The organism is Sphingomonas sp. LY54 (genome assembly GCF_035594035.1).
Classification (GTDB): Bacteria; Pseudomonadota; Alphaproteobacteria; order Sphingomonadales; family Sphingomonadaceae; genus Allosphingosinicella.
This window is the reverse complement of sequence record NZ_CP141588.1, coordinates 437,422-459,938: the sequence shown is the minus strand read 5'-3', so window position 1 is coordinate 459,938 and position 22,517 is coordinate 437,422. Positions and strand designations below refer to the sequence as shown.

20 protein-coding genes and 1 tRNA gene are annotated in these 22,517 nt (G+C 65.4%); 18 read left to right on the top strand and 3 right to left on the bottom strand.

Annotated elements, in window-relative coordinates; genetic code table 11:
* Position 1: 1 nt before the first annotated feature.
* Genes ccmC through SH591_RS02285 form a run of 7 tightly spaced genes read left to right on the top strand, consistent with a single transcriptional unit; the run spans position 2 to position 4,777 of the window.
* Entirely contained in the window at positions 2 to 721 is a 720-nt protein-coding gene (gene ccmC, locus SH591_RS02315; RefSeq protein WP_324750350.1) for a heme ABC transporter permease CcmC, read from the top strand.
* Positions 718 to 849: a heme exporter protein CcmD gene (gene ccmD / locus SH591_RS02310; RefSeq protein ID WP_324750349.1), complete on the top strand. Its 132-nt coding sequence runs from the start codon at positions 718 to 720 to the stop codon at positions 847 to 849. Before ccmC ends, ccmD begins: the two co-directional genes overlap by 4 nt.
* Complete coding sequence (ccmE, locus tag SH591_RS02305) at positions 846 to 1,280, top strand: cytochrome c maturation protein CcmE (RefSeq protein WP_322830611.1); 435 nt, start codon at positions 846 to 848, stop codon at positions 1,278 to 1,280. The genes ccmD and ccmE overlap by 4 nt, the downstream gene beginning before the upstream one ends.
* Complete coding sequence (locus tag SH591_RS02300; RefSeq protein WP_324750348.1) at positions 1,277 to 3,202, top strand: heme lyase CcmF/NrfE family subunit; 1,926 nt, start codon at positions 1,277 to 1,279, stop codon at positions 3,200 to 3,202. Before ccmE ends, SH591_RS02300 begins: the two co-directional genes overlap by 4 nt.
* Entirely contained in the window at positions 3,199 to 3,729 is a 531-nt protein-coding gene (locus SH591_RS02295) for a DsbE family thiol:disulfide interchange protein (RefSeq protein WP_324750347.1), read from the top strand. Before SH591_RS02300 ends, SH591_RS02295 begins: the two co-directional genes overlap by 4 nt.
* Complete coding sequence (locus tag SH591_RS02290) at positions 3,726 to 4,145, top strand: cytochrome c-type biogenesis protein (RefSeq protein ID WP_324750346.1); 420 nt, start codon at positions 3,726 to 3,728, stop codon at positions 4,143 to 4,145. The genes SH591_RS02295 and SH591_RS02290 overlap by 4 nt, the downstream gene beginning before the upstream one ends.
* On the top strand, positions 4,145 to 4,777 hold the full coding sequence (locus SH591_RS02285; RefSeq protein WP_324750345.1) for a tetratricopeptide repeat protein: 633 nt from the start codon (positions 4,145 to 4,147) through the stop codon (positions 4,775 to 4,777). Before SH591_RS02290 ends, SH591_RS02285 begins: the two co-directional genes overlap by 1 nt.
* A gap of 103 nt (positions 4,778 to 4,880) precedes the next feature.
* On the opposite strand, the gene ald is transcribed toward SH591_RS02285, so the two are convergent.
* Positions 4,881 to 5,981 (bottom strand): alanine dehydrogenase, encoded by a 1,101-nt coding sequence (ald, locus tag SH591_RS02280; RefSeq protein WP_324750344.1) that lies wholly within the window; start codon positions 5,979 to 5,981, stop codon positions 4,881 to 4,883.
* Positions 5,982 to 6,140: 159 nt separating this feature from the next.
* Here ald and SH591_RS02275 point away from each other — a divergent pair, with 159 nt between their 5' ends.
* Both SH591_RS02275 and SH591_RS02270 read left to right on the top strand, forming a co-directional pair.
* Positions 6,141 to 8,072: a potassium transporter Kup gene (locus SH591_RS02275; RefSeq protein ID WP_324750343.1), complete on the top strand. Its 1,932-nt coding sequence runs from the start codon at positions 6,141 to 6,143 to the stop codon at positions 8,070 to 8,072.
* The gene (locus SH591_RS02270) at positions 8,072 to 8,575 is read left to right on the top strand and encodes a 2'-5' RNA ligase family protein (RefSeq protein ID WP_324750342.1); all 504 of its coding nucleotides are present in this window, start codon (positions 8,072 to 8,074) and stop codon (positions 8,573 to 8,575) included. Before SH591_RS02275 ends, SH591_RS02270 begins: the two co-directional genes overlap by 1 nt.
* Before the next feature lie 9 nt (positions 8,576 to 8,584).
* Here the strand turns inward: SH591_RS02270 and SH591_RS02265 are convergent, their stop codons facing one another.
* A complete protein-coding gene (locus SH591_RS02265; RefSeq protein WP_322830603.1) occupies positions 8,585 to 9,007 on the bottom strand; it encodes a DUF3775 domain-containing protein in 423 nt (140 codons plus the stop codon).
* 147 nt (positions 9,008 to 9,154) lie between these two features.
* On the opposite strand from SH591_RS02265, the gene SH591_RS02260 reads away from it, so the two are divergent.
* Positions 9,155 to 9,231, top strand: a tRNA-Met gene (locus tag SH591_RS02260).
* Here SH591_RS02260 and SH591_RS02255 read toward each other — a convergent pair.
* Positions 9,210 to 10,688, bottom strand: coding sequence for a recombinase family protein (locus tag SH591_RS02255; protein ID WP_324750341.1), 1,479 nt, complete (start codon positions 10,686 to 10,688; stop codon positions 9,210 to 9,212). The genes SH591_RS02260 and SH591_RS02255 overlap by 22 nt on opposite strands.
* On the opposite strand from SH591_RS02255, the gene SH591_RS02250 reads away from it, so the two are divergent.
* The 8 genes from SH591_RS02250 to SH591_RS02215 all read left to right on the top strand — a co-directional run bounded on the left by SH591_RS02250 (position 10,663) and on the right by SH591_RS02215 (position 22,510).
* Positions 10,663 to 11,151: a RecB family exonuclease gene (locus SH591_RS02250; RefSeq protein ID WP_324750340.1), complete on the top strand. Its 489-nt coding sequence runs from the start codon at positions 10,663 to 10,665 to the stop codon at positions 11,149 to 11,151. The genes SH591_RS02255 and SH591_RS02250 overlap by 26 nt on opposite strands.
* Positions 11,148 to 12,329 (top strand): sacsin N-terminal ATP-binding-like domain-containing protein, encoded by a 1,182-nt coding sequence (locus SH591_RS02245; RefSeq protein ID WP_324750339.1) that lies wholly within the window; start codon positions 11,148 to 11,150, stop codon positions 12,327 to 12,329. Before SH591_RS02250 ends, SH591_RS02245 begins: the two co-directional genes overlap by 4 nt.
* 36 nt (positions 12,330 to 12,365) lie before the next feature.
* Entirely contained in the window at positions 12,366 to 12,887 is a 522-nt protein-coding gene (locus SH591_RS02240; protein WP_324750338.1) for a hypothetical protein, read from the top strand.
* A gap of 17 nt (positions 12,888 to 12,904) precedes the next feature.
* Positions 12,905 to 14,347: a protein NO VEIN domain-containing protein gene (locus SH591_RS02235; protein WP_324750337.1), complete on the top strand. Its 1,443-nt coding sequence runs from the start codon at positions 12,905 to 12,907 to the stop codon at positions 14,345 to 14,347.
* Between the two features lie 973 nt (positions 14,348 to 15,320).
* Entirely contained in the window at positions 15,321 to 16,475 is a 1,155-nt protein-coding gene (locus SH591_RS02230) for a DUF6361 family protein (RefSeq protein ID WP_324750336.1), read from the top strand.
* On the top strand, positions 16,472 to 18,298 hold the full coding sequence (locus tag SH591_RS02225) for a phospholipase D family protein (RefSeq protein WP_324750335.1): 1,827 nt from the start codon (positions 16,472 to 16,474) through the stop codon (positions 18,296 to 18,298). Before SH591_RS02230 ends, SH591_RS02225 begins: the two co-directional genes overlap by 4 nt.
* On the top strand, positions 18,288 to 21,296 hold the full coding sequence (locus SH591_RS02220) for a DEAD/DEAH box helicase (RefSeq protein WP_324750334.1): 3,009 nt from the start codon (positions 18,288 to 18,290) through the stop codon (positions 21,294 to 21,296). The genes SH591_RS02225 and SH591_RS02220 overlap by 11 nt, the downstream gene beginning before the upstream one ends.
* A 1,022-nt stretch (positions 21,297 to 22,318) precedes the next feature.
* Complete coding sequence (locus SH591_RS02215; RefSeq protein WP_324750333.1) at positions 22,319 to 22,510, top strand: hypothetical protein; 192 nt, start codon at positions 22,319 to 22,321, stop codon at positions 22,508 to 22,510.
* Positions 22,511 to 22,517: the final 7 nt, after the last annotated feature.

Here is a 22,517-nt window from a genome sequence, read left to right as displayed (position 1 = left end):
AATGCACAAGTTCGCGAATCCAGCCCGATTTCTGAAGCTCGCACGTCCCCTCACAGCCTGGCTGGGGTGGGTCGGATGCGGGCTGATCCTGCTCGCGCTGGGCGCAGGCCTATTCGTCGTGCCCGCCGACTATCTGCAGGGCGACAGCGTCCGCATCATGTACGTCCATGTGCCCGCGGCCTGGCTCGGCATGGGCGGCTGGACCGGGATCGCCATTGCCAGCCTGCTGCAGATCGTCTGGCGCCACCCGCTGGCGACGGTCGCCGCGCGCGCCATCGCGGTGCCGGGCGCGCTCTTTACCGCCATCTGCCTCGTCACCGGCTCGCTCTGGGGCCGGCCGACCTGGGGCACCTATTGGGAATGGGACGGGCGCATGACGTCTATGCTCGTCCTGCTGTTCCTCTACGTCGCCTATATCGCGCTCGACGACGCCGACCGCGAGCGCGGCGGGGAAGGGCGGATCACCGCGATCTTCGGCCTGCTGGGGGCGATCAACATCCCGATCATCCATTATTCGGTGCTGTGGTGGAACACGCTCCACCAGGGTCAGAGCATCAGCTTCGTGCGCGGCACGTCCACCATCGACGCCTCGATGCTGTGGCCGGTGCTGGTCGCGGCGGTCGGCTTCTCCTGCCTGTTCGGCGCGATCGTGCTGATGCGGATGCGCACCATCCTCGCCCGGCAGAAGATCGAGGCAAGGCTGCGGAGGATGGCGGCATGAACCACTGGCCCTTCATCATCGGCTCCTATGCGCTCACCGTCCTCGGCACGCTCGGCGTCACCGCCTGGAGCTATGCCGCCATGAAGCGCGCCGAGCGCGACGCCGATGCCTTGAGGCGCGACAGGTGAAGGCCAAGAATCAGCGCCTCACTCTGCTGATCCTCGCGATCGGCGCGGTGCTCGCCGCCGTCTTGCTCGGCATGTCGGCGCTGAAGGACGAGGCGGCCTATTTCTACGCGCCGGCAGACGTGGCGCGAAAGGGCCTGCCGCTCGACCGGGCGGTGCGGATCGGCGGCATGGTGTCGGACGGCTCGATCAAGCGCGCCGCCGACGGCGTGACGATCGACTTCCTCGTCCACGACGAGACCAAGGCGGTGATCCCGGTGCGCTTCACCGGCATCGCCCCGGACCTTTTCAAGGAGAATAGCGGGGTCGTCGCCGAGGGGCGCTTCCAGCCGGACGGCACGTTCGTGGCCACCGAGATCCTCGCCAAGCACGACGAGAATTACATGCCGCCGCAGCTGGCCGGCGACAAGCATAAGAGCGAGACGCTGCAATGATCGCGGAAGCCGGGCTGGCGGCCCTCTGGCTGGCGGCTTCATTGTCGCTGATGCAGCTCGCATTCGGCGCCTTTGCGCTGCGCCAGGGCGGCGAGAGCCTGCTCGGCACGGTGCGCCCGGTGGCGGCGGCGCAGGCGGTGCTGGTCGCCATCTCCTTCGCCTGCCTGGTCCTGCTCTTCCTGCGCACCGATCTGTCGGTCGCCCTGGTCGCGGCCAACAGCCATTCGGCCAAGCCGTGGCTCTACAAATTCGCCGGCGCGTGGGGAAATCACGAGGGCTCGATGCTGCTCTGGGTGACGGTGCTCGCCGTCGCCGGCGGCGCCGTCGCTTTGTTCGAGCGCAAGCTTGAGCAGCGCACCCTGATCGCGACCCTGGCCGCGCAGGCGGCGATCGCGCTCGGCTTCTACGCCTTCCTCCTGTTCGCCTCGAACCCGTTCGAGCGGCTCAATCCGGCGCCGGCGCAGGGGCAGGGGCTCAATCCCCTGCTGCAGGATCCGGGCCTCGCCTTCCATCCGCCGACCCTCTATTTCGGCTATGTCGGCATCTCGATCGCCTTCTCGTTCGCGGTCGGCGCGCTCGTCACCCGCGACGTCGGCGCGGCCTTCGCCCGCGCGATGCGGCCGTGGGTGCTCGCCGCCTGGATCTTCCTGACGCTCGGCATCACCGCCGGCTCCTACTGGGCCTATTACGAGCTCGGCTGGGGCGGCTGGTGGTTCTGGGATCCGGTCGAGAATGCGTCGCTCATGCCCTGGCTCGCCGCCACCGCCTTGCTGCACTCGGTGACCGTGCTCGCGACTCGCGATTCCCTGCGTGCCTGGACGGTGATGCTCGCCGTCGTCGCGTTCTCGATGTCGATGGTCGGCACCTTCCTGGTCCGCTCGGGCATCCTCACCAGCGTCCATGCCTTCGCCGTCGATCCCGAGCGCGGCTTCTTCATCCTCATCCTGCTCACCCTCTATATCGGCGGCGCGCTCGCGCTGTTCGCCTTGCGGGTCGGCACGGTGCGCGAAGGCGCGACCTTCGAGCCGGTCAGCCGCGAAGGCGCCCTGGTCGCCAACAACCTTCTGCTTTCGGCGATCCTCGGCATCGTCCTGGTCGGCACGCTCTACCCGCTCGGCGTCGAGGCGGTGACCGGTGAGAAACTGTCGGTCGGCCCGCCTTACTTCAACAGCGCCGCCGGGCCGCTCGCCTTGGCCATGGTCGCGATCATGGCGGCGGGGCCGCTGATCCGCTGGCGCCGCGACAAGGCGCGTGACGTCCTCGCCCGGATCGCGGTGCCGGTGCTGCTCTCCGCAGTGATGCTGTTCGCGCTGGTCCTGCTCGCGCCCGGCGTCGGCATCCTGCCGCTGGCCGGCCTCGTCCTCGCTTTCGGCGTCGGCGCGGCCAGCGTTGCGCCTTTGTGGAAGCGCAACCTGCGCCGGACGCCGCTCTTCACCTGGGGCATGGTGATCGCCCATCTCGGCATCGCCGTCAGCCTCGTCGGCATGGCCTCGGAAAGCGCCTTCACCAAGGAGACCCTGGTTGCGGTCGCGCCCGGACAGACCGCCGAGGTCGGGCCCTACCGGATCCGCTTCGACAAGGTCGATCCGATCGCCGGGCCCAACTGGACCGCGATCGAGGCGACGCTGACCGCGCGCCGCGGCGACGGCAAGCCGTTCACGCTCCATCCCCAGGCGCGCATGTTCAGCTCGCCCCCGACCGAGACGAGCGAGGCGGACATCACGACCGTACTCGACGGCCAGCTCTATACCGTGCTCGGCAAGCCCGACGAGCAGGGCCGCTGGCAGCTCCGCTTGTGGTGGAAGCCGTTCGTAACTTTGATCTGGTTCGGCGGCATCTTGATCGCGCTGGGCGGGCTGCTCTCCCTGGTCGGCCGCGTCCGCCGCGAACGACGGGTCAAGCTCGAGGAGGCCTACGCATGAAGCGCCGCCTGGTCCTGTGGGTCCCGCTCGCTTTGTTCTTTGTCTTCGCGGTGACGGTCGCGGTCAGCCTCTACGCGCCCACCGACCGCACGATCCGCTCGCGCATGATCGGCAAGCCGGTGCCGCAATTCGTGCTGCCGGCAGCGGTGCCGGGGCGCCCGGGGCTGGAGAGCCGCGACCTCGCCGCCGGCCAGCCGCGCATCGTCAACGTCTTCGCGAGCTGGTGCCTGCCCTGCATCACCGAGGCGCCGCAATTGCTGGCGCTGAAGGAACTCGACCTGCCGATCGACGCGATCGCTATCCGCGACCGGCCCGAGGACATCGCCGCCTTCCTCGCCAAATGGGGCGATCCCTACCAGCGCATCGGCTCGGACAAGGACAGTCGCGTGCAGATGGCGTTCGGCTCATCGGGCGTGCCCGAGACCTTCGTGGTCGATGGCGCCGGCATCATCCGCTACCAGCATATCGGCGAGATCCGGCCCGAGCATATGGCCGAGATCGTCCAAGCCTATGAGGCGGCGCGATGATGCGGGACCTGAGCCGCGCGATCGCCGTCGTGGCATTGGCGCTGGCCGCGCCGGCGTCGGCCGATTCGCTGCTGCCGCCAGCCGAATATGCGGACACCCAGCTCAAGGATCCGAAGCAGGAGGCTGCGGCGCAGGGGCTGATGGTCACGCTGCGCTGCCTCGTCTGCCAAGGCCAGTCGATCGCCGACAGCGACGCCGACATGGCCGGCGACATGCGCGCTTTGGTCCGGCGCCGGATCGAGGCCGGCGAGAAGCCCGAGGACATCCGCGCCTGGCTGGTCGACCGCTACGGCGCCTGGGTCAGCTACGATCCGCCGCTCGAGCCGCTGACCTGGCCGCTCTGGGCCGCGCCGGTCGTTCTGGTGCTGATCGGCCTGTTCCTCGCCCGCGGCCGCTTCCGCAGGAAGAAGAGCTGATGGGCTGGCTGATCTTCATCCTGCTCGCGCTCGCGTCCTTCGTCGCCCTCTGGCGCTTCGCCCGCTTCGACAAGGCGGCGCTCCAGTTCCTCGGCGCGGGCCTGCTGCTCGCCATGGCCGGCTATGTCTGGCAGGGGCAGCCCGGCCTGCCCGGCAAGCCGCTGCCGCCGCCCGAACGTCAGAACCTGCCCGACAGTGCCTTCGCCGGTGCGCGCGGCGACATGCTCGGCCAGTTCGACAGTGCCGCGCGCTGGCTGACCATCGCCGACAGCTTCCACCGCTCGGGCGACACGCGCAACGCCGCCGGCGTGATCCGCGCCGGCCTCCGGCAGCATCCGAACGATCCGGACCTGTGGGTTGGGCTCGGCAATGCGCTCGTCATCCATGCCGACGGGCTGATGACCCCGGCGGCCGAGCTCGCCTTCCAGCGCGCCGCGAAAATCGCGCCCGAGCATCCCGGGCCCAAATTCTTCTATGGCCTTGCGCTGGCGCAGGGCGGCAAGATCGACGAGGCCGAGGGGATCTGGCGCAGCCTGCTGGAAGGCGCCCCCGCCGACGCCGCCTGGCGGCCGATGGTCGAGGAGCGGCTCGCGATGATCGCGCAGGCGCGGGCGATGGGAGCGGGGCGCTAGACGGTTCGTCATTGCGAGCGCAGCGAAGCAATCCAGTCCGGCGCGCGACTGGATTGCCGCGTCGCTACGCTCCTCGCAATGACGGGATCGGGGTGCTTGCCGCCTAGAGCGGCACGAATTCCAGGTTGAGCGCCTCGGCCACGGCATGGTGGCGGATCTTGCCGCCCGACACGTTGAGGCCGTTGGCGAGGTGCGGATCGGCCGCCATCGCGGCCTCGGCGCCGGCATTGGCGAGCTTCAGCACGAACGGCAGGGTCGCGTTGTTGAGCGCGATCGCCGAAGTGCGGGCGACCGCGCCGGGCATGTTGGCGACGCAATAATGGATCACGCCGTCGATCTCGAACACCGGGTCGCCGTGCGTCGTCGGCCGCGACGTCTCGAAGCAGCCGCCCTGGTCGATCGAGATGTCGACCAGCACGCTGCCGCGCTTCATCGTCTTCAGCATGTCGCGCGTGACGAGCTTGGGTGCGGCCGCGCCCGGCACCAGCACCGCACCGATCACCAGTTCGGACTTCGCCACCGCGCTCGCGATCGCCGCCTTCGAGGCATAGGCCGTCTTGATCTGGCTTCCGAAAAACATGTCGAGCTCGGCCAAGCGCGTGTTGGAGATGTCGTAGATGGTAACGTCGGCGCGCATGCCGACCGCCATCTGCGCCGCGTTGACGCCGGAGACGCCGCCGCCGAGGATCGTGACCTTCGCCGGGGCGACGCCCGGGACGCCGCCGAGCAGGACGCCGCGCCCGCCTTGCTCCTTTTCGAGATAATGGGCGCCCACCTGGATCGACATGCGGCCTGCGACCTCGGACATCGGCTTGAGCAGCGGTAGCGACCGATCGTCGGCGGTCACCGTCTCATAGGCGATGCAGGTCGCGCCCGATTGCATCAGGCCGTGCGCCTGGTCGGGGTCGGGGGCGAGATGGAGATAGGTGAAGAGCAGGTGGCGCGGCTCGAGCAACGCGATCTCCTGCGGCTGCGGCTCCTTCACCTTCACGATCATGTCGGAATCGCGGAACACCGAAGCCGCGTCGGGGGCGATGCGTGCACCGACCTTCCGGTACGCCTCGTCGTCGAAATCGATGCCGACGCCTGCCAGGGTCTCGACCACGACCTCGTGCCCGGCCGCGACCAGTTCCGCCACCGAGGACGGCGTGAGCCCGACGCGAAACTCGTTGTTCTTGATTTCTTTTGGCACGCCGACGCGCATTTAACTCTCCATCGCAGGGACGAGTGGCGCGGCTATAACGGGCGGCGGGCGGTTTGTCGCCGTTGCGGAACGGAACGCCCCCGTGCTAAGCGCCTCGACTTCCTGGCGGGTCCAGGCGTTTGGAGTGAAGGATTTCAAGGTCTCGCGCCTTCCTGAGCAATGACCGATACCGCCGCCGCCTCGCAATTGCCGGACGAACGTCCGGCTGGCCATGCCCATCATCCGGGCAGTCTCGCCAAGCTTACGCTCGGCGCGGTCGGCGTCGTCTTCGGCGACATCGGCACCAGCCCGATCTACGCCTTCCGCGAGACCTTCGCCGGCCACCATCCGCTGACGCCCGACGCGCTCCACATCTATGGCGTGCTCAGCCTGATCTTCTGGTCGATGATGCTGGTGGTGACGCTGAAATATGTCACGATCATCATGCGCGCCGACAATAAGGGCGAGGGCGGCAGCCTTGCTCTGCTCGCTTTGATCAACCGCAAGGGCGGCGGCCCGCGGCGCTGGAACAAGGGCATCGTCCTGCTCGGCGTGTTCGCGACTGCCTTGTTCTACGGCGACAGCATGATCACTCCGGCCATCTCCGTCCTTTCCGCGGTCGAGGGTCTCACCGTCGTCGAACCGGCCTTCGAGCCGTTCGTCATCCCGATCGCGGTCGGCATCCTGATCGGACTTTTCGCGATCCAGGCGCGCGGCACGGCCAAGGTCGGCGCCCTGTTCGGCCCGATCATGCTCGTTTATTTCCTGGCCCTGGCCGTGCTCGGCACGATGCATATCCTGCAGGCGCCGGGCATCTTCGCCGCGCTCAACCCTTGGTATGCGGTCCAGTTCTTCCTCACCGACAAATGGCTCGCCTTCCTGGCGATGGGTTCGGTCGTGCTCGCCGTGACCGGCGCCGAGGCGCTCTATGCCGATATGGGCCATTTCGGGCGCAACCCGATCCGGATCGGCTGGATGACGTTCGTGCTGCCGGCCCTGATGCTGAACTATCTCGGCCAGGGTGCGATGATCCTGTCGCTGACTCCGGCGGAAGCGGTCGAGGTGGTGAAGAACCCGTTCTTCTTCCTCGCCCCCGAAATGGTCCGCCTCCCGCTCGTCATCCTCGCCACCATGGCGACGGTGATCGCCAGCCAGGCAGTGATTTCCGGCGCCTTCTCGGTCACTCAGCAGGCGATCCAGCTCGGCTTCATGCCGCGCCTGCGCATCACCCACACGAGCGCCGCCGCAGCCGGCCAGATCTACATCCCGGTGATCAACTGGGCTCTGATGGTGATGGTGATCCTGCTCGTGCTGAGCTTCCGCTCCTCGTCGAACCTCGCCGCCGCCTATGGCATCGCCGTCACCGGCGCGATGCTGATCGACACGGTGCTGATCGCCGTCGTCCTGTTCCAATTGTGGAACTGGAACAAGATCGCCGCCGGCCTGGTGCTCGCCGTCTTCGCAATCGTCGACCTCGCTTATTTCGGCGCCAACCTTACCAAGGTGCCCGACGGCGGCTGGTTCCCATTGCTGGTGGGCTTTGTCGCCTTCACCCTCCTCACCACCTGGGCGCGCGGCCGCAAGCTGATGATCGAACGGATGAACGAGGCGGCGATGCCGATCGCCATCTTCATCAAGTCCGCCGCGACCAGCGCCACCCGCGTTCCGGGCACCGCCGTCTTCATGACCACCTCGCTCGAAGGCGTGCCGCATGCGCTGCTGCACAATCTCAAGCACAACAAGGTGCTGCACGAGCGCGTCGTGCTGCTGACCGTGCGCATCGAGGACGTGCCGTTCGTCGACGAGGGCGATCATGTGCTGACCGATCTCGGCAACGGCTTCTACCGTCTGATCGTCCGCTACGGCTTCATGCAGGAGGTCAACGTCCCCGTGGCGCTGCAGCGCCTCGACAATTGCGGCGGCCTGTTCAAGATGATGGACACCAGCTTCTTCCTCGCCCGTCAGACCCTTTTGCCCTCGTCGCGGCCTGGCATGTGGGTGTGGCGCGAGAAACTGTTCGCCTGGATGCTGCGCAACGCCGAAAGCGCGATGGAATTCTTCAAGCTGCCGACCAACCGCGTGGTCGAGCTCGGCAGCCAGGTCGAGATCTAGTGACGGCGCCGATCGTCGTCACGGCCACGTTCGGCGACGGCGACAATGGCTGGCTGCAGGAGCTGCGGCGCGCGTATTACCCGCCCGAGCGCAACCAGGTGCCGGCGCACCTCACTCTGTTCCGCCATCTGCCACCCAGCCTCGAGCGTGAACTCAACCAGCGTCTCGCCGTCTATGCCGCGACGCCTGCGCCCCGGGCGATCTTCGCCGGCGTGATGGACCTGGGGCAGGGGACGGCGTTGCGCGTCGACAGCGAGGAGCTGGAGGACATACGCACCGACCTTGCCGAGGCGCTGCGCGGCCTGCTGACTCCGCAGGACCAGGCGCCGTGGCGCCCGCACGTCACCATCCAGAACAAGGTCGAGCCGAAGGAGGCGCGGGCGCTCCAGCAGCGCCTACGCGCGACGTTCGAGCCACGCCCGCTCGCGATCCGCGGCCTCGCCGCCTGGCGCTACGCCGGCGGCCCGTGGGAACCGATCCGGACCCACGTCTTCCGCGGCTAGGCCAGGATATCAGTCGATCTGGCCGATGCCCTCGCAGCTATAGTCGAAGGCGGCGAGCCCGGCTTCGAGGTGCGAGGCGAGCAGGGGCATGTCGAGAAGCTCATCGACCGTCGATTCGGGATCGGTGTCGTTCGCCTCGGCAAAGGCCTCGTCCCATTCGCTCGCGTCATAGGTGCCGCGGCCGACCCAGGCCAAGGCCAGCGCCTCGGCGAGCTGGTCGTCGGCAAGGTCGTCCAGCGCGGCGCGGATTTCCTCCTCGACGCCGGTGTTGAGCTCGTCCTCCAGCGCGGAGAGCGCTTCGCCGCCCTCGTCGTCGAAATCGTCGACATTGTCGGCGTCCTCGTCCGGCACGGCGGCCGGCACCTGGGCTTCCAATTCGCGCGCCCGCAATAGCAGCCTGCAATAGGTCTCGAGCGGGGTCAGCAGGTCCATTCAATCTCTCCGTCCAGCGAGGGCTTGGTCTCTGCAACGACAGTCGGGCGGCGCGGTTCCGGCAGCGCGCAAACCACCGTTGACCGCCGCCGCGTCGCTGCCTATAGGCCCCGCACGCCCGGCGCGCAGCCGCGGCGCGCCCGATGGGGCGGAGTAGCTCAGCTGGTTAGAGCAGCGGAATCATAATCCGCGTGTCGGGGGTTCAAGTCCCTCCTCCGCTACCACTACCATCCCTGACGGGGAGGGCGGCACAGCGATCCACCGCCGTACCGTTCAAGAGAGCGTCCAATCCGCCGATAATCTCCACCCTCATGGACCGCCGCTCGAAGGGCGACTTCGGCTTCTTCTCGGCGGGCGTCACGATAACGCGATCAACCACGGAGCGGATAAGCTTGGCGGATGGTCGTTCGCCATCCTCGCACAGCACTGAGTTCAGATCGGCCAGGGCGTTCTTGAAGCTTGCGACGGCGGCAGGATGGAAGCTGATCGCCGACGCTGGCCCGTCCACGACGGCGAGCTTGGCAACGAGTGCGGCCTTCTCGTCCTTGAGCGGGGCATTGTCCGCGCCGAACTGCTCGAGTTCGATGACGCCCGCCATGTAAGCCTTCTTGAGTCGCTCCATCTTCCTCTCGACCTCGGCAAGGCCCTTGTTGATGGTGTCATGCTCGTTGACCGCTTGGCGGGCGAGGCGCTTTCGTTCAGCCATGTAGGCGTCGATGTAGGCGTTCATGAGCCGTGTGTCGGCGAGATTGGCGCGAAGGGCAGTGAGCACCACGCCTTCGATGTCCTCGACATAGGCCCGGACGGGGTTGTCGCAGATGCCCTGCGAGGCGTTGCCGGCGCACTGCACGCGAGGTTTGCCGGTCTTTGCATCCACGCCGTTGCTGTTGATCGTCGAACCACAAGACCCGCACCGGAGCAGTCCCGAGAACAGGCGCTTCGCACGCTGAGCCTGTCGAGTGTTCTGCTTGAAGCTGCGGTCTGCCTTACGGTTCTGCGCGGCTTCCCAGATCTCGGGTTTGATGATTGCGAGCTCCGGCACACCCATTATGGTCCACTGATCCTTCGAATTGACGCGCGACACGCGGCTGGCCGTGTCGGGATGCTTCATGTGTTTCGTTCGGTTCCACTTGCGCACACCCGCGTAAAGGGGGTTGAAAAGGATGCCGGTCTCCCGATCCTTGTTCCCATTCAGCGTGCTGTCTCGCCAGCGCCCTGTGGTCAGCGACCCGTCCTTGCGCTTGATCCCCGCCCGCGGGCTTGGAATACCCCTGCGATTCAGATCGGTGATGATAGCGCGGGGGGACTCGCCGGCGACGTAGCGGACGAAAATCTCGCGGACTATCTCCGCCTCCTCTTCTACGACTTCCAGTTCGCCGCCGCGCTCACCGGGTCGGCGCGCCTTGGAGCGGTAGCCGTAGCTTTTCCCACCGGCTGACTTTCCACCAAGGACGAGACCGCTCATCGACCGGTGGATCATCTGCGCACCCTGCTTGCGAGCCATCTCGGCCATCATCGCCTGGAAATTCGCCATATCGCCGGAAACCGGCGAACCGTTGTCATTGGCGGGGTACAGTTTCACACCATGGAACTCGGCGCGCTTCATTGTGTAGGCGGCGTCCTCAACGTCGCGCGTCAATCGCGAGAGGTTTTCGATGATGATCCCGTCGAATTTACGCACGGTCAACGCCTATATTGAGGCGCGCAAGGCCGAATTCGCTCATCTCGAGCTCAGTGAGAAGGCGATCGAGCTCAACCTGGGCAATGGTGTCTCGGTGGCGGGCCGCATCGACTTGGTACGCCGACGGGACAGCGGCGACATCGCGATCGTCGACTTGAAGTCGAACGAGCGGGCCCAAGCGGAAGCGCTGACCGAGGCGCAGCTTCACATCTATGCGCTCGGCTACCGCGAGCTTACCGGCCGCGACGCGGACTTTGTCGAAACCTATGAGCTCGACAAGCAGCGCCGCAAGGCCCGCACCGTCGATGAGGATCTCATCCAGGACGTGACCGCCCGCGTCCATGCGACGGCCGCGGCACTGCGCAGCAACGCGTTCACGCCGGACCCCGACCAAAATCGCTGCCGGCAATGCGATTTCCGGCGGCTTTGCTCGGCCGGCGAAGCGGCGGGAGGCTGCGCGTGACCACCGATTATGTGGCCCTGACCGAGGAAAACAGGATCGAGTATGGCCGGGCGATCAAGCGCATCGGCAAAATGCTGCTCGAGGATCGTTACGACCGGCGGACCCACTTCATTCATGAGGTGTTGCAGAACGCGGAGGATGCTTTGCGCCGGCGCGGTCCAGATTGGGCGGGCTCGCGAACCGTCCTGTTCGAGCTCACGCGGGATCGGCTCCGCATCTCCCATTACGGCGCGCCCTTCGACAAGGACGATGTCCGCGGCATTTGCGGGATCGACGAGAGCACCAAGGACATCACCGCGATCGGCCGGTTCGGTATCGGCTTCAAATCGGTCTATGCAGTCACCGAGCGTCCCGAAGTGCATTCGGGGGACGAAGCCTTCGTTATCTTGGATTATGTGCTTCCGGAAGCGGTGCCGGCTTGTGCCCGCGAGTCAGAGGAAACGGTCATCCTCCTCCCGCTAAAGGTGGAAGAAACAGGGCCCTTCGACGAAATCGCCGCCGGACTCGCTGCGCTTGGTCCAGAGGCGCTCCTCTTCCTCAAGCATGTCGACAAGGTTGTCTGGAGCGTGGAAGGCGGCGGCAGCGGCAACTATGAGCGCGCGCCCACCAGCGAGGGGTTCATGCACCAGGTGCGGCTCTCTGCACGTGGCGCCAGCGGGCCGCGCGATGAGACCTATCTGCTGTTTTCCCGCCCCGTCGAGCATGAAGGTAATCCGGTCGGCCTCGTAGAAATCGCGTTCCTTACCGTTCTCGAGGACGACAAAAGGGTCGTTCGCCCGATCACCGACGCGCGGCTTGTGGTCTTCTTCCCGACGGTCCTGCCAACCTACACAGGCTTTCTCGTCCAGGGTCCGTATCAAACGACGCCGAGCCGTGACAACGTACCGGTGGACAAGCCTTGGAACGTCAAGCTTGCGGCTATCACCGCCGACCTGCTCGTCGAGGCGCTCCTTCGTCTGCGGGATGTCGGTTTGCTAGAAGTCGCGGTATTGAAGTCGCTCCCGCTCGAGCGCCAGAAACTTGCGGGCAGCCTCTTCGCACCTCTGTTCGATCGTACCGTGCGCGCATTCACAGAAGAGCGCCTCGTTCCAACTTCGACCGGCCGTTTCGCCGCCGCCGGCGATGTGCGTCTCGCCCGCGCGCAGGACGTGCGCGACCTGCTCGGGCCGCAGCAATAAGGAAAGTTGCTTGGCGGGGATGGGAATGTCTCATGGGTGAGCGCCGAGATTACCACCGACCGTGCGCCCCAATTGCGAAGTTTCCTGATGCAGGAGCTGAAGGTTACTGAGCTGACGTTGGAGATGGCGCTTGCCCGAATGACGGAGGCGTTCCTCACCAATCAATCGGACAGCTGGATGGTGCGTCTGTATCGGGCGCTCGCCGCTCAACCTGCTCTGTGGCGGAGCCGCGCGAAAGAAATGCCGCTGCTTAGGCTTGAGGGCGGAAAACAGGTGCGGCTAATTCGAGACGGGGTCATTCAGGCCTTTCTTCCCGGTGAGGGAAAGACCGGTTTTCCAACTTTGCGGGCTACTCTGTGCACGCCGCAGACCCTCAAGTTTCTTCAGGGCGTTGGGCTTACTAAGCCAGACCCCGTTGACGACGTGATTCGCAATCTTCTTCCCAAATATAGAACGGAGACGTCGACACCTCGAACTATGAGGAGGACATTGGGCGCATTCTGCGCGCCTTCCAAACCGATTCTTCCGTCCAGCGCGGCAAGCTTGTGGAGGCGCTAAAGGTCTCATCGATTGTGATGTGCACCGATGCAAAGAGCGGAGACGATTTCATCTCGCGCCCGACCGAGGTTTATCTCGCCTCGAACCGAATGGTGAATCTCTTTCAGGGGGTCGAGGGCGTGCTGCTGCTCGATAGCAGCTATGCGTGTCTTCGCGGAGAGGCGGTCCGCGAGATGCTCGAAGCGTGCGGCGGCGTACGCATCTTGCGTACGATTGCGGTTCCTTGTGACCTGCCCGAGAAGACGCGCCGGGAATACCGGCGCGCCGCAGGCTGCGAGAGCTGCACCTACGAGAACAGCATTTTTGATCAGGATATCACCGGGCTCGACGGATTGCTCGCATTGCTGCCGACATTGCCCGAGGCAGAGCGGCGCGATCGATCGCGCCAGCTTTGGGAAGCGCTAGCGGAACTGGCCGATCGTCGTGCCAATGCCCTGTCCGTGCAATATAGCTGGACCTACCATTATCAGCGTACGACTTCGTTTGATGCACACTTCATTCGTAAGTTGAACGCGCATGCCTGGATATCTGACCGCGATGGCGTTCTTCGCCTGCCGTCGGAGATGTTGTTCGAGGACCTGGACTGGCCGACGCATCCGCTTCTCGAAAGCCGCATCCAATTCAAGCCGCCGGCGATCGCTGCGCTCGCTCGCGAAGTGGGGATAGACACCGATGTTCTCGACGAACTTAAACGGCTTGGCGTCACGGATCTTGCTCAGCTGCGTACGCGTCTCAAAGTCGACCCGGACGATGAGAGCGACGATGATAGGACCGGGGAAAATCACAGCGAGGCGAGTGATCACGACGAAGAAGATGGTTACGACGTTGGCGATGGCGAGGACGAGGATGCGCCGCCCGATGGCGACGGACGGGGAGGTGACAACGGCGAAGATCATGATGAAAGCGGGAGCACTGGAGGTGGCGGCGGGAGCAGCGGTAGTGGCTCGGGCAAGAGCAAGGGGAAGGGCACCGGCGGGAATGGCAACCGTGGCGGCGAACGTGAGTTCATTTCCTACGTCGCCGCCCATGTAGGCGAGGGTGAGGCAGATCCGGACGGCCTCACTCAGGAAGCGCGAATGCGGCTGGAGGATCACGCGATCGCGCGTATCCTTGAATTTGAGCCGCGGCTGGAGCGCCTGCCACCGGGCAACAAGGGATTCGACCTGATCGAAACAGACGCGATCGGCGAACCGCAGCGGTGGATCGAGGTCAAGGCGATGACGGGCAGTCTTGCCGGCCGTCCCGTGGGCCTAAGCCAGCCTCAGATGGAGCATGCACGCCGTTATGGCGACCAGTATTGGCTGTACGTGGTCGAGCATGCGGAAGACGATGCGCGAGCCCGCATCGTCAAGATTCGCAATCCGTTTGGAAGGACCGGCACCTTTACTTTCGATCGAGGCTGGACGGCCGTAGCGATCATCCAAAACTGCGCGAATGACACGCCAAACATTATTACCTGACCTGCTCGAAAATCGGAGGATACCAATTCGCGCCTCTCAACTCGATTTCGGCCAGATACTGAGTCCAGACGCGGCTCGGAGTCGGAGCTTCACCCCAGGTCAGCGAAATTCCCGGCTGATCTGAGTACCGGCCATAATCATGCCGGGCGCTCCCGGCGCGCTCCCGCGAAGTATCGCGTCCGTATCGCCTCGTCGCCGATCAACCCGTTTCCGTTAATCGAAAGGGCAGTCGGTGTGTCAGGGAGCTTGATGAACTCGGACCAGTCTAACGGCTCCCCGACGCACTCGCTGCTAGCGGGGAGGGGCGGCCGGCGCCTGATGCGCGAGAGCTGGAGTTGAGAGTCAGCGCGGGTGAAGCTGCATAGCCACGCATCAAGCAGCAGTTAGACGCAGGGCCGACGAATTGGGTCTGGGCCTAGTCTTCTTGGGTGACGCGTCGCTCTTGTTCGCCTTGGGCGCGGCGGGGAGCGGGTCGTTCCTCGCGCCCTGCGCTTGCTGGCGCTGTCCGGGCATTCATCCACGCGTTTACCGTTGCTCGGCGGCCGACTCCCGTATTCGCTTGATTGTGCCGGGATGCGCAAGCGGCTCGCGCATCAACCCATCGTCCGTAACCAGTTCTGCCATGCCGGCGCTAACTGATTGGCGTCGCTAGCCCCAGGCTTTTAATGCGCCCTTCTGGCTCAGCGCCGCGACATAGGCATCGTGAAACCTGATCGGGACGCTGAAGACCTTTGCTGATTTGCGTGCTATCCGGTTGACAACGTTCCGGTCAGCCCTTCTCTCCTTTGTCGCAGCACGGGGCGCCGTTGTTCAGCTAACAAAAGCCGCGAGAAGTTTTGGAGGACGTAACCGAACCGGCGACAACGGCACTTGGCAAAGCCGAGCGGCGTAAAAGTCTGTACATCCAGTATTCGCCAGGAGGATTCGTTTGGAACCAAAGCTAGGTTGGGTATGGCTGTCACAATCCGAGCGCATGGCTGCCGAAGCCAGCCTCGACGATGCCGGTCTCGAGGGCACGCGGGACGAACTGGGCTTCGGCGTCATCCACTTCGCCTACGCCGACCTGTTCTTCCCCGGCACATCCGTACAGCATACCAGCCTGCGCTACGTCTGGTTCATCGCCTGGGCGCTAGAGGAAATGGCGCAGCGCAGTCCCGGTGGCGACTTCCCGGAACCAATGTTCCGCGAGATTGAGGATCGCACGGGTCATCGGCTGATCGAGCATTACGGTCGCGGCGATCGCACGGGGATCATCGGCGGACGTGTACTCCGTAAAGGCGGGAGCCCGGTGTCGAAGCCGAGCGCCATCTACTGGAGCGCGCTTAGAACATGGGGCCTGCTGGCGCCACTCCCCTCGACCGGGATCGCGCCGTATCGTGGCGATCTCGACCGTTGCTGGGATCAGCTCACCCGTCGAGATCGGCTCGAAGTCGATGCAGCCGCGCGTGGTAACTTCTTTCTCGATCCGCCGCCGATGCCCGCCGGCTGGAGCCGCAAGCGCGGCGCGTTGGATTTCGAGCTCGATGCCGGCAAGTTGGAAGGCGAGCGCATCCTTGCTGCCTGGTCTAGGCTCGGGCATCCCGATGAGGCGCCGTTGCTGTCACGTCTTGCGGCGCGTCGTCGCTGTGCGCCGGACGCGCTCAACAGTCGCGCTGTCCGCCAGCTTTGTACCGACGATGAGAAGCGCAAGCTCGACCGCGCCGATCAGGCCGCGTCGCTTGTGTGCATCGCTCGCGCGCTCTACGTCGCGATGGTCGGCGATCTCAAGCGCACCGATGGCGCGACTGTGCCGGCGCCCGACACTATGCTCGCCACCGCCCTCGCCGATCATGCCGACAAGGCGCTGACGCTCGACCTCGATGAACTCCAGGATGATGTTACCGCGGTGGGCCGCCTGCGACCGCTGCTCGCCGCGACGCAGGAATGGTTATCTGGCCACCGCGGCGACTACAGCGCGATGCGACCGATCTTCCTTGCGCGTGAATTCGATCTCAAGGGCGATCGCGCGTTTCTTCTGCAGGGCTCGGTCGATCGTCGCGCGCAATGGTCGCCTTTCGAACCGTGGCCGTTGACCTATCGCTGGGAAAAGGTCGCGCGCTTCCTCGACGAACTGGCGCCGCGCGCATGAACGACCATCGCCCGTTCGGGTCGGAGCAGGCCTATTCGGTGTTCGAGGTAATGCGACCGGGACCCGGCCTCACGATCGAGCGGATGGCCTGCCTGACCTATTCGCTCGACCTCGTCGCCGTCACCGCCATGCTCATCTCGATGTCCGGTCAGGTCGAGGACGAACTGAGTGGCGGCCCGATGTGCCTGGCCGATGCGATCGAGACGCTGGGGCCGCACCTGCGCATCCTGTATCAGAAGGGCAGGCTGCAGGTCGCGCGGCGTCACTTCGGCATCCTCCATCTGCTCGACGGCATGCTGCATCAGGTCACACCCCGGCTCGGCGCGTCCTGGCATCCGAAGTGCGTGCTTGCCCGCTACATCGGCGACGAGGACGAACCCCGATGGCGTCTCTGGATCGGCAGTCGCAATCTCACGGTCAGCGCCGACCGTGAAGCGGGGATTGTCCTGTGTGGGGCACCCGGTCGCAGCGGCCGCATCCCCGATATCGCCAGGATGGTCGGCGAGCTGGCGCAGCCGCTGGGCTGGTCCAAACTCATCATCGACGAGCTCACCACGCTCCGCTGGCAGGCGCCCGCGGATACCAAAGTTCGCGCGCTGCACTGGCGACGGCTCGGTGAGCGCAAATCCTTTTTCACTCCGCTACCTCGCGTTCGCCGCACCCTCGTCATCAGCCCCTTCGTCAATCGGGGCGGACTTGACGCGCTCGGCATCAAGGCCCCGCGGACCCCCGTCGATCTCGTCACGATCGCACCGACGGCCGATGCGCTTGGCGAGCTTCCGGGAACGACCATGCGGGTTGCCGGCACGCCGCAACGCGATACGCCGGCCACCGTGCGCGAGCGCGACGAGACCTCGGCGGCGGAAGCGCCTGATCCCGTCGCGCCGAGCGGCCTGCACGCCAAGCTGGTCCTGCAGCGCAATGACAGGACGCGCCGGCTGTGGATCGGCAGCGCCAATGCCACCGGTCGCGGCCTGGCGAAGGGCAACGCAGAGATCGTCGTGGAACTCGATGTCGGTGAGCCGATCGTGGTCGCCCTCGAAGCCTTTGCCGAAGCGCAGGCGCTGGCTGTCGCCAAACCACCGAGCGAAGAAGCGCTCGCGGTAGAGGCGGCCGAGCGCGCGCTCGACGACGCGCTCCAGCCTCTGCTCGAGGCGGATTTCACTCTCGTGGCAGAACCGGATCGATTGACGCTCGCGACCGAAGCCGAACTGACCGCCTTCCTCGCTGATTACCGCCTAGAGACTTGGCTGTTCACCTACCCCGATGCGCCCGTCGAATGGCCGCAAGGAGCAGGCCAGATCATATTGCGGACCGAGCTCGTCCCGCTGCGCTTGCAGACGGTTCTCGTCGGCTTCCGCGCGACCGCGCGAACCGATCCACCCGTCACGCGAAGTTGGGCGCAGGCGGTCGCTTTTCCGGGCCTCGACGTCCCGGCGCGCAACCGCGCCGCAACCGCCGCCTATATCGGCACGTCTAACCTGGCGGCGTGGCTGCGCGCCCGGCTGCAGGGCATCACTCCCGTTGAGACCTCGACCTGGTCGGGCGGCGACCCGCCCGGCGTGCCACGCGGTCCGGACGGCATGCTTCCCGGCATCGCAACGTTCGCGCTAGAAGAGGTTCTGTCGGCCTGGGCGCGAAACCCCGCGCAGTTCGAGACCCGCGCCACATCGATTTCGGATCTCCTCGACGGCTTCGCAGCTGATCTGGCGGATCGCGACGACGACGAGGCTGTGGCGGCCCGACTGGAGCTCGACGAGGTCGATGCCTTCTGGTCTGCGGTGCGGCAGTGCCTGGGCAAGGGCGGTAAGAATGGCGCTTGAGGGGTTCCAGCAGAATACGGTCGATGCGGCCTATCGCGCGCTCTGCAATGGCGGAGGCAGCCGCCGCTTCCTGATCGCCGACGAAGTCGGCCTCGGCAAGACGATCTCCTCGAAGGCGGTCGCCCAGCGGCTGAAGCGGGATCAGGATGATCCGCTGAACGTCGTCTATCTCTGCCCCAACCTCGATATCGCGTCGCAGAACCTGACCAAGCTCACGTCGCTGGACGAGACATGGGAAACGCCGCCGGATCGCCTGTCGCTCGCCGCTGCGATGACCGGACGTGAGGCCGTTGAGGCATTCCGGCTATTCTCGTACACGCCCGACACCAGTCTCCCGGGCTGGAAGGCCGGACAGCGCGCCGGTCGCGCCGAAGAGCGATGGCTGATTGCCGGGCTGTTCGCGCGTATCGCACCGAAATTCTGGCGCAGCCTCAAACGCATCGATGACCACCACGTCGCGCAAGGCCACAACCGTCACTTCACATGGACGACGAAGCCGCCCAGGCATTTGCCGCCCGCCTTCCGCGCCGCCCTGATCCGCGTCCTCCAGATCCCGGGCACGGATCTCGACGCCGAATTGCGCGGGTGGCTCAAGGCGCGCGACAACGAAATCCCCGAACTCGTGTTGCGGGCGCGCGCCGCTCTCGCGTTGGTGGCGCTGATCAATCCGGCGACGCGGCCGCATCTGCTTATCCTCGACGAATTCCATCGCTTCGCCGACCTCATTCTCCCGCGTGATGGGCTAAAACTCTCAGGGATCAAAGCGGAGCGGTTCGAGGTTCAACGCCTGCTGGTCCGGACGATGCTCGGAGACGACAACGACCGGCGTCGGCCGGCGCTCCTGTTGATGTCGGCGACACCGTACCGGCTGCTACGAGTCGATGGCACCGAGGTCGAAGCGAGCCGCTACCGCAGTTTCATCACGCTCGTCCGCTTTCTGTTTGGCGATAACGCGATCGCGGCGGCCGATCAGGCCGCGGCGCGGATCACCGCGCATCACCAAGCGCTTCAGTCGAAGGCGGACAAGGCGACGGTGCTCAAGACGGTGCGCGCGGCGAAGCTTGAGGTCGAAGCCGCCTTGCGTCCGATCATCGCGCGCACCGAGCGAGCGACGACGATCACCACCGAATTGTTCGATCGCCGATCGCACGCCGCAGTTGTCGAGGCCGACGATCTGCGCGCCTTCCGTCATTTCGCTCATGCCGTATCAGAGCGAAAACCGGCGCTGAGCGGATGGGTAACGACGCTCTGGTCGTCGGTGCCCTATCCCGCCGAGACCTTGTTCGAGTACAAGATCAGCGACGCTCTCACCGATCTGCCGACGGTTAATAGCGCTCGCGCCACGCCGCGCGCAGCTCATCCGCAATTGCGGGCCGCGGTCACGGCGGATGCGACAGACCCTGTTGCGCGTCCCGCGCCGGTCGATTTGCCGCTGCTTGGCTTGCCGTGGCTGGCGCCGACCGCCCCTTGGTGGCGATTGGCCGGCCCATGGGCGGATCTCGCGTCGCGCGACCGTCCGGTGGGTAAGGCGCTCCTGTTCAGCCGCTACATCGCAACGCCGCTTTCAATTAGCGCGGTGCTCGGTCTCGACGTTCACCGCCGGCAGCCGCCGAGCAAGACGGCGCAGCCCTATCTTCGCTACGAAGCCAAGACACCTTGGCCCCTGATCGCATCCTTCATGCCATGGCCTTCGCTCATCGACGCGATCGATCCGGCCCGCGACCCCGCCAGTCGTTCGAGCGACGTGATCGACGCCGCGAACGCCGAATTGAAGGCCTGGCTTCTGGGAAGGAAATTCCGGATCGCTCCTCGCGAAGGCGCGTCGCGCAAGCCCTGGGAACTCGCGATCGCCATCGAGCGAGCATATGATCGCGCCGGCGATGTCGGCGAGGCGCTCCGCGAGGTGCCCGGGTTGCCGACCAGCCAGCGGCGGCAGTGGCGCGCCGCCGCGACCTCGACAGAGAAGCCGATACTGACCCGCGACGAGGTCCGCCTGCTGGCTGCCTGGCTGTTGTCGTCGCCCGGCATGATCATCGGCCGAAGTCTCCTGCGCCATCAGCCCGAGTTGCTGGAAGATGCCGAGGGCCTGCGGCTGGCATTTGCGTTCTGCTGGCACGACTTGCGGCCCTATCTTGGCCAGCGAACCTTCGGTGGCGCGATCCTGCCCAAGCCCGTCAAGGGCAAGCGCCATTCCTACCCGGCGGCGCTTCGCCGCGCGATCGTACGCGGCGGATTCGAGGCGGTCATCGACGAACATATCGCGGTAATGCGCCTCATCGGCGACGAGACGCCAATCGACTATCTTCGCCAGTCTTTTTTCGGTCGCGCGGGCCGGGTCCGCATGCGACGCGCCGGTGTTCGCAAGCCGGCACGAATCACTGTCCATGCAGCCGTCCCTTACGCCGGCGCGGAACGCGTACGGTCGAAGGCGTCCAAAGAAGGCAAGCTCCGCTCCGACAATCTGCGCCGCGCCTTCAACTCCCCGTTCTGGCCCCATGTTCTCGCCACGACCTCGGTCGGGCAGGAAGGCCTCGACTTCCACGTCTGGTGCGACCGGATCATCCACTGGGACCTGCCCCGCGATCCGGTCGATTTCGAACAACGCGAAGGTCGCATCGCGCGGTACGCAAGCCTTTGTGTGCGGCGAGCCCTCGCCCGCGACTATGCCAGCGCGGCGCAGAGAGCAGGTCGAGGCACGAGCCCGTTCTGGAAAATCTTCGAGGCCGCACGCGCGGCGTCGAGCGACGGCAGGGGACTGCAGCGCTGGTGGTCGCCGCCCGACCATCGACCGATCAGCATCACCTTCGACGTTCGCTTTAGCCAAAACACCACCCGCCTGAAAGATCTGCAAGCCGATCTGACGCGGTACCGCCTGGCGCTCGGACAACCGGAACCGTCGCTGTTCGAGGACATGGTGAAGCATTTCGGACTCGCGACCGGTCAGGCCCGCGAACTCGCGCTCGACCTTTCGGCGCCTGCCGCTTCCGGAGACAAATGAATTCGAGCGGCGTACCCCGGACAACTCGGGCCGGCGCCTGTCCGCTCATTCGTACCGATCGATCATGGCGGCGACTCGCACCGCGGTATTCTCGTTTCCCGGCCCACGATGGCCGCATAGGCCGGCGACCCGAGCACGTGGTAGAACTGGATATCCCAAGCGACTGGGGAGCACCTTTCCCGGCTAAGCTGGATAGCTGCTTTCAGCAATTTGGCGCTCGGCCTGAGCGACCCGATGCTCGGCGCGGAGCCGACCGGCGACTTGAACAGGCCGTGGGCGACTCTCTTACGCTGAGGGCCAAGTTAGCTGACGTCGCCCTCACCATAGAACAGAGCGGCGATTTCCTCTGCGCCGAGCCGGTCAAAATCCTCGGGAACGCCCCCGTGATCTTCCCGAGACGGCGGGGCCCAGCTGCTTTTTCCGACGAGCGGGCACCGGTCCGTTCGGTGTTAGAAGGTGTTTCCGGTTGATCCTGCTCGGACATCATTTTCTCTCCACTCGCCCTAGGGAGCCAAACGGGACGCCACCGCCAACGCCCGTTCGTAAGGGCTCACCCACGATCACCCCGTCGTCGTCAACCGAAAGGGGAGGCGGCGCGTCAGGGAGCTTGATGAACTCGGGCCTCCGCTACCACAGGAAAATCGCCCATTTGCGATGTTCGCCAAGGCAAGGCGCCGTGCGTTTCGTCCCATGGGAATGACGGCCATCGACCCGTTGCGAACAATCGCTATGGGCCTGGTGCCGATCACCGCGTCTGTCGCGTTCGGGGGTGAATGCCTCCGCATCCGCATGGGACGACGGTTCAACCAGACGAGTTCAGCACCATGCTTCTCCTGTTTCGCATTGCCTTTTGGTCGGCGCTCCTGTTCGCCTTCACGATGGCTGTTCTGCCCAATCCCCCGCAATTGCCGGGCGCTCCTTAGGACAAGATACAGCATATTCTGGGCTTCGCGACCCTCGCGGCACTCGCGGTCGCAGCCTATCCGAGTAAGTCGTTCCTTCTGATCGCCCTGTGCCTCTCGGTGTTCAGACTGGCGATCGAGCTGGTGCAACTCATCCCCGCCCTCAATCGTCAGGGCGATGCCGTCGACTGGGCCGCCGATACTTTCGCCGTTGCGCTGATTCTGGCGTCGCTCTGGGCCATCCGCCACCTGCGCGAGACGAGGGCTAAGTCCGACGGCGAGCAGCTTCCACGGCCGCACAAGCCGGACTAGGCGTAGG

Bases quoted from the DNA above. Each gene is read 5' to 3' on its own strand.
- ald (WP_324750344.1), bottom strand. From the start codon at position 5,981: ATGCGCGTCGGCGTGCCAAAAGAAATCAAGAACAACGAGTTTCGCGTC.
- SH591_RS02265 (WP_322830603.1), bottom strand. From the start codon at position 9,007: ATGGACCTGCTGACCCCGCTCGAGACCTATTGCAGGCTGCTATTGCGG.
- ccmD (WP_324750349.1), top strand. From the start codon at position 718: ATGAACCACTGGCCCTTCATCATCGGCTCCTATGCGCTCACCGTCCTC.
- SH591_RS02275 (WP_324750343.1), top strand. From the start codon at position 6,141: ATGACCGATACCGCCGCCGCCTCGCAATTGCCGGACGAACGTCCGGCT.
- SH591_RS02300 (WP_324750348.1), top strand. From the start codon at position 1,277: ATGATCGCGGAAGCCGGGCTGGCGGCCCTCTGGCTGGCGGCTTCATTG.
- SH591_RS02230 (WP_324750336.1), top strand. From the start codon at position 15,321: ATGGCTGCCGAAGCCAGCCTCGACGATGCCGGTCTCGAGGGCACGCGG.
- SH591_RS02285 (WP_324750345.1), top strand. From the start codon at position 4,145: ATGGGCTGGCTGATCTTCATCCTGCTCGCGCTCGCGTCCTTCGTCGCC.
- SH591_RS02225 (WP_324750335.1), top strand. From the start codon at position 16,472: ATGAACGACCATCGCCCGTTCGGGTCGGAGCAGGCCTATTCGGTGTTC.
- SH591_RS02235 (WP_324750337.1), top strand. From the start codon at position 12,905: ATGTGCACCGATGCAAAGAGCGGAGACGATTTCATCTCGCGCCCGACC.
- SH591_RS02250 (WP_324750340.1), top strand. From the start codon at position 10,663: ATGATGATCCCGTCGAATTTACGCACGGTCAACGCCTATATTGAGGCG.
- SH591_RS02295 (WP_324750347.1), top strand. From the start codon at position 3,199: ATGAAGCGCCGCCTGGTCCTGTGGGTCCCGCTCGCTTTGTTCTTTGTC.
- ccmC (WP_324750350.1), top strand. From the start codon at position 2: ATGCACAAGTTCGCGAATCCAGCCCGATTTCTGAAGCTCGCACGTCCC.
- SH591_RS02290 (WP_324750346.1), top strand. From the start codon at position 3,726: ATGATGCGGGACCTGAGCCGCGCGATCGCCGTCGTGGCATTGGCGCTG.
- SH591_RS02220 (WP_324750334.1), top strand. From the start codon at position 18,288: ATGGCGCTTGAGGGGTTCCAGCAGAATACGGTCGATGCGGCCTATCGC.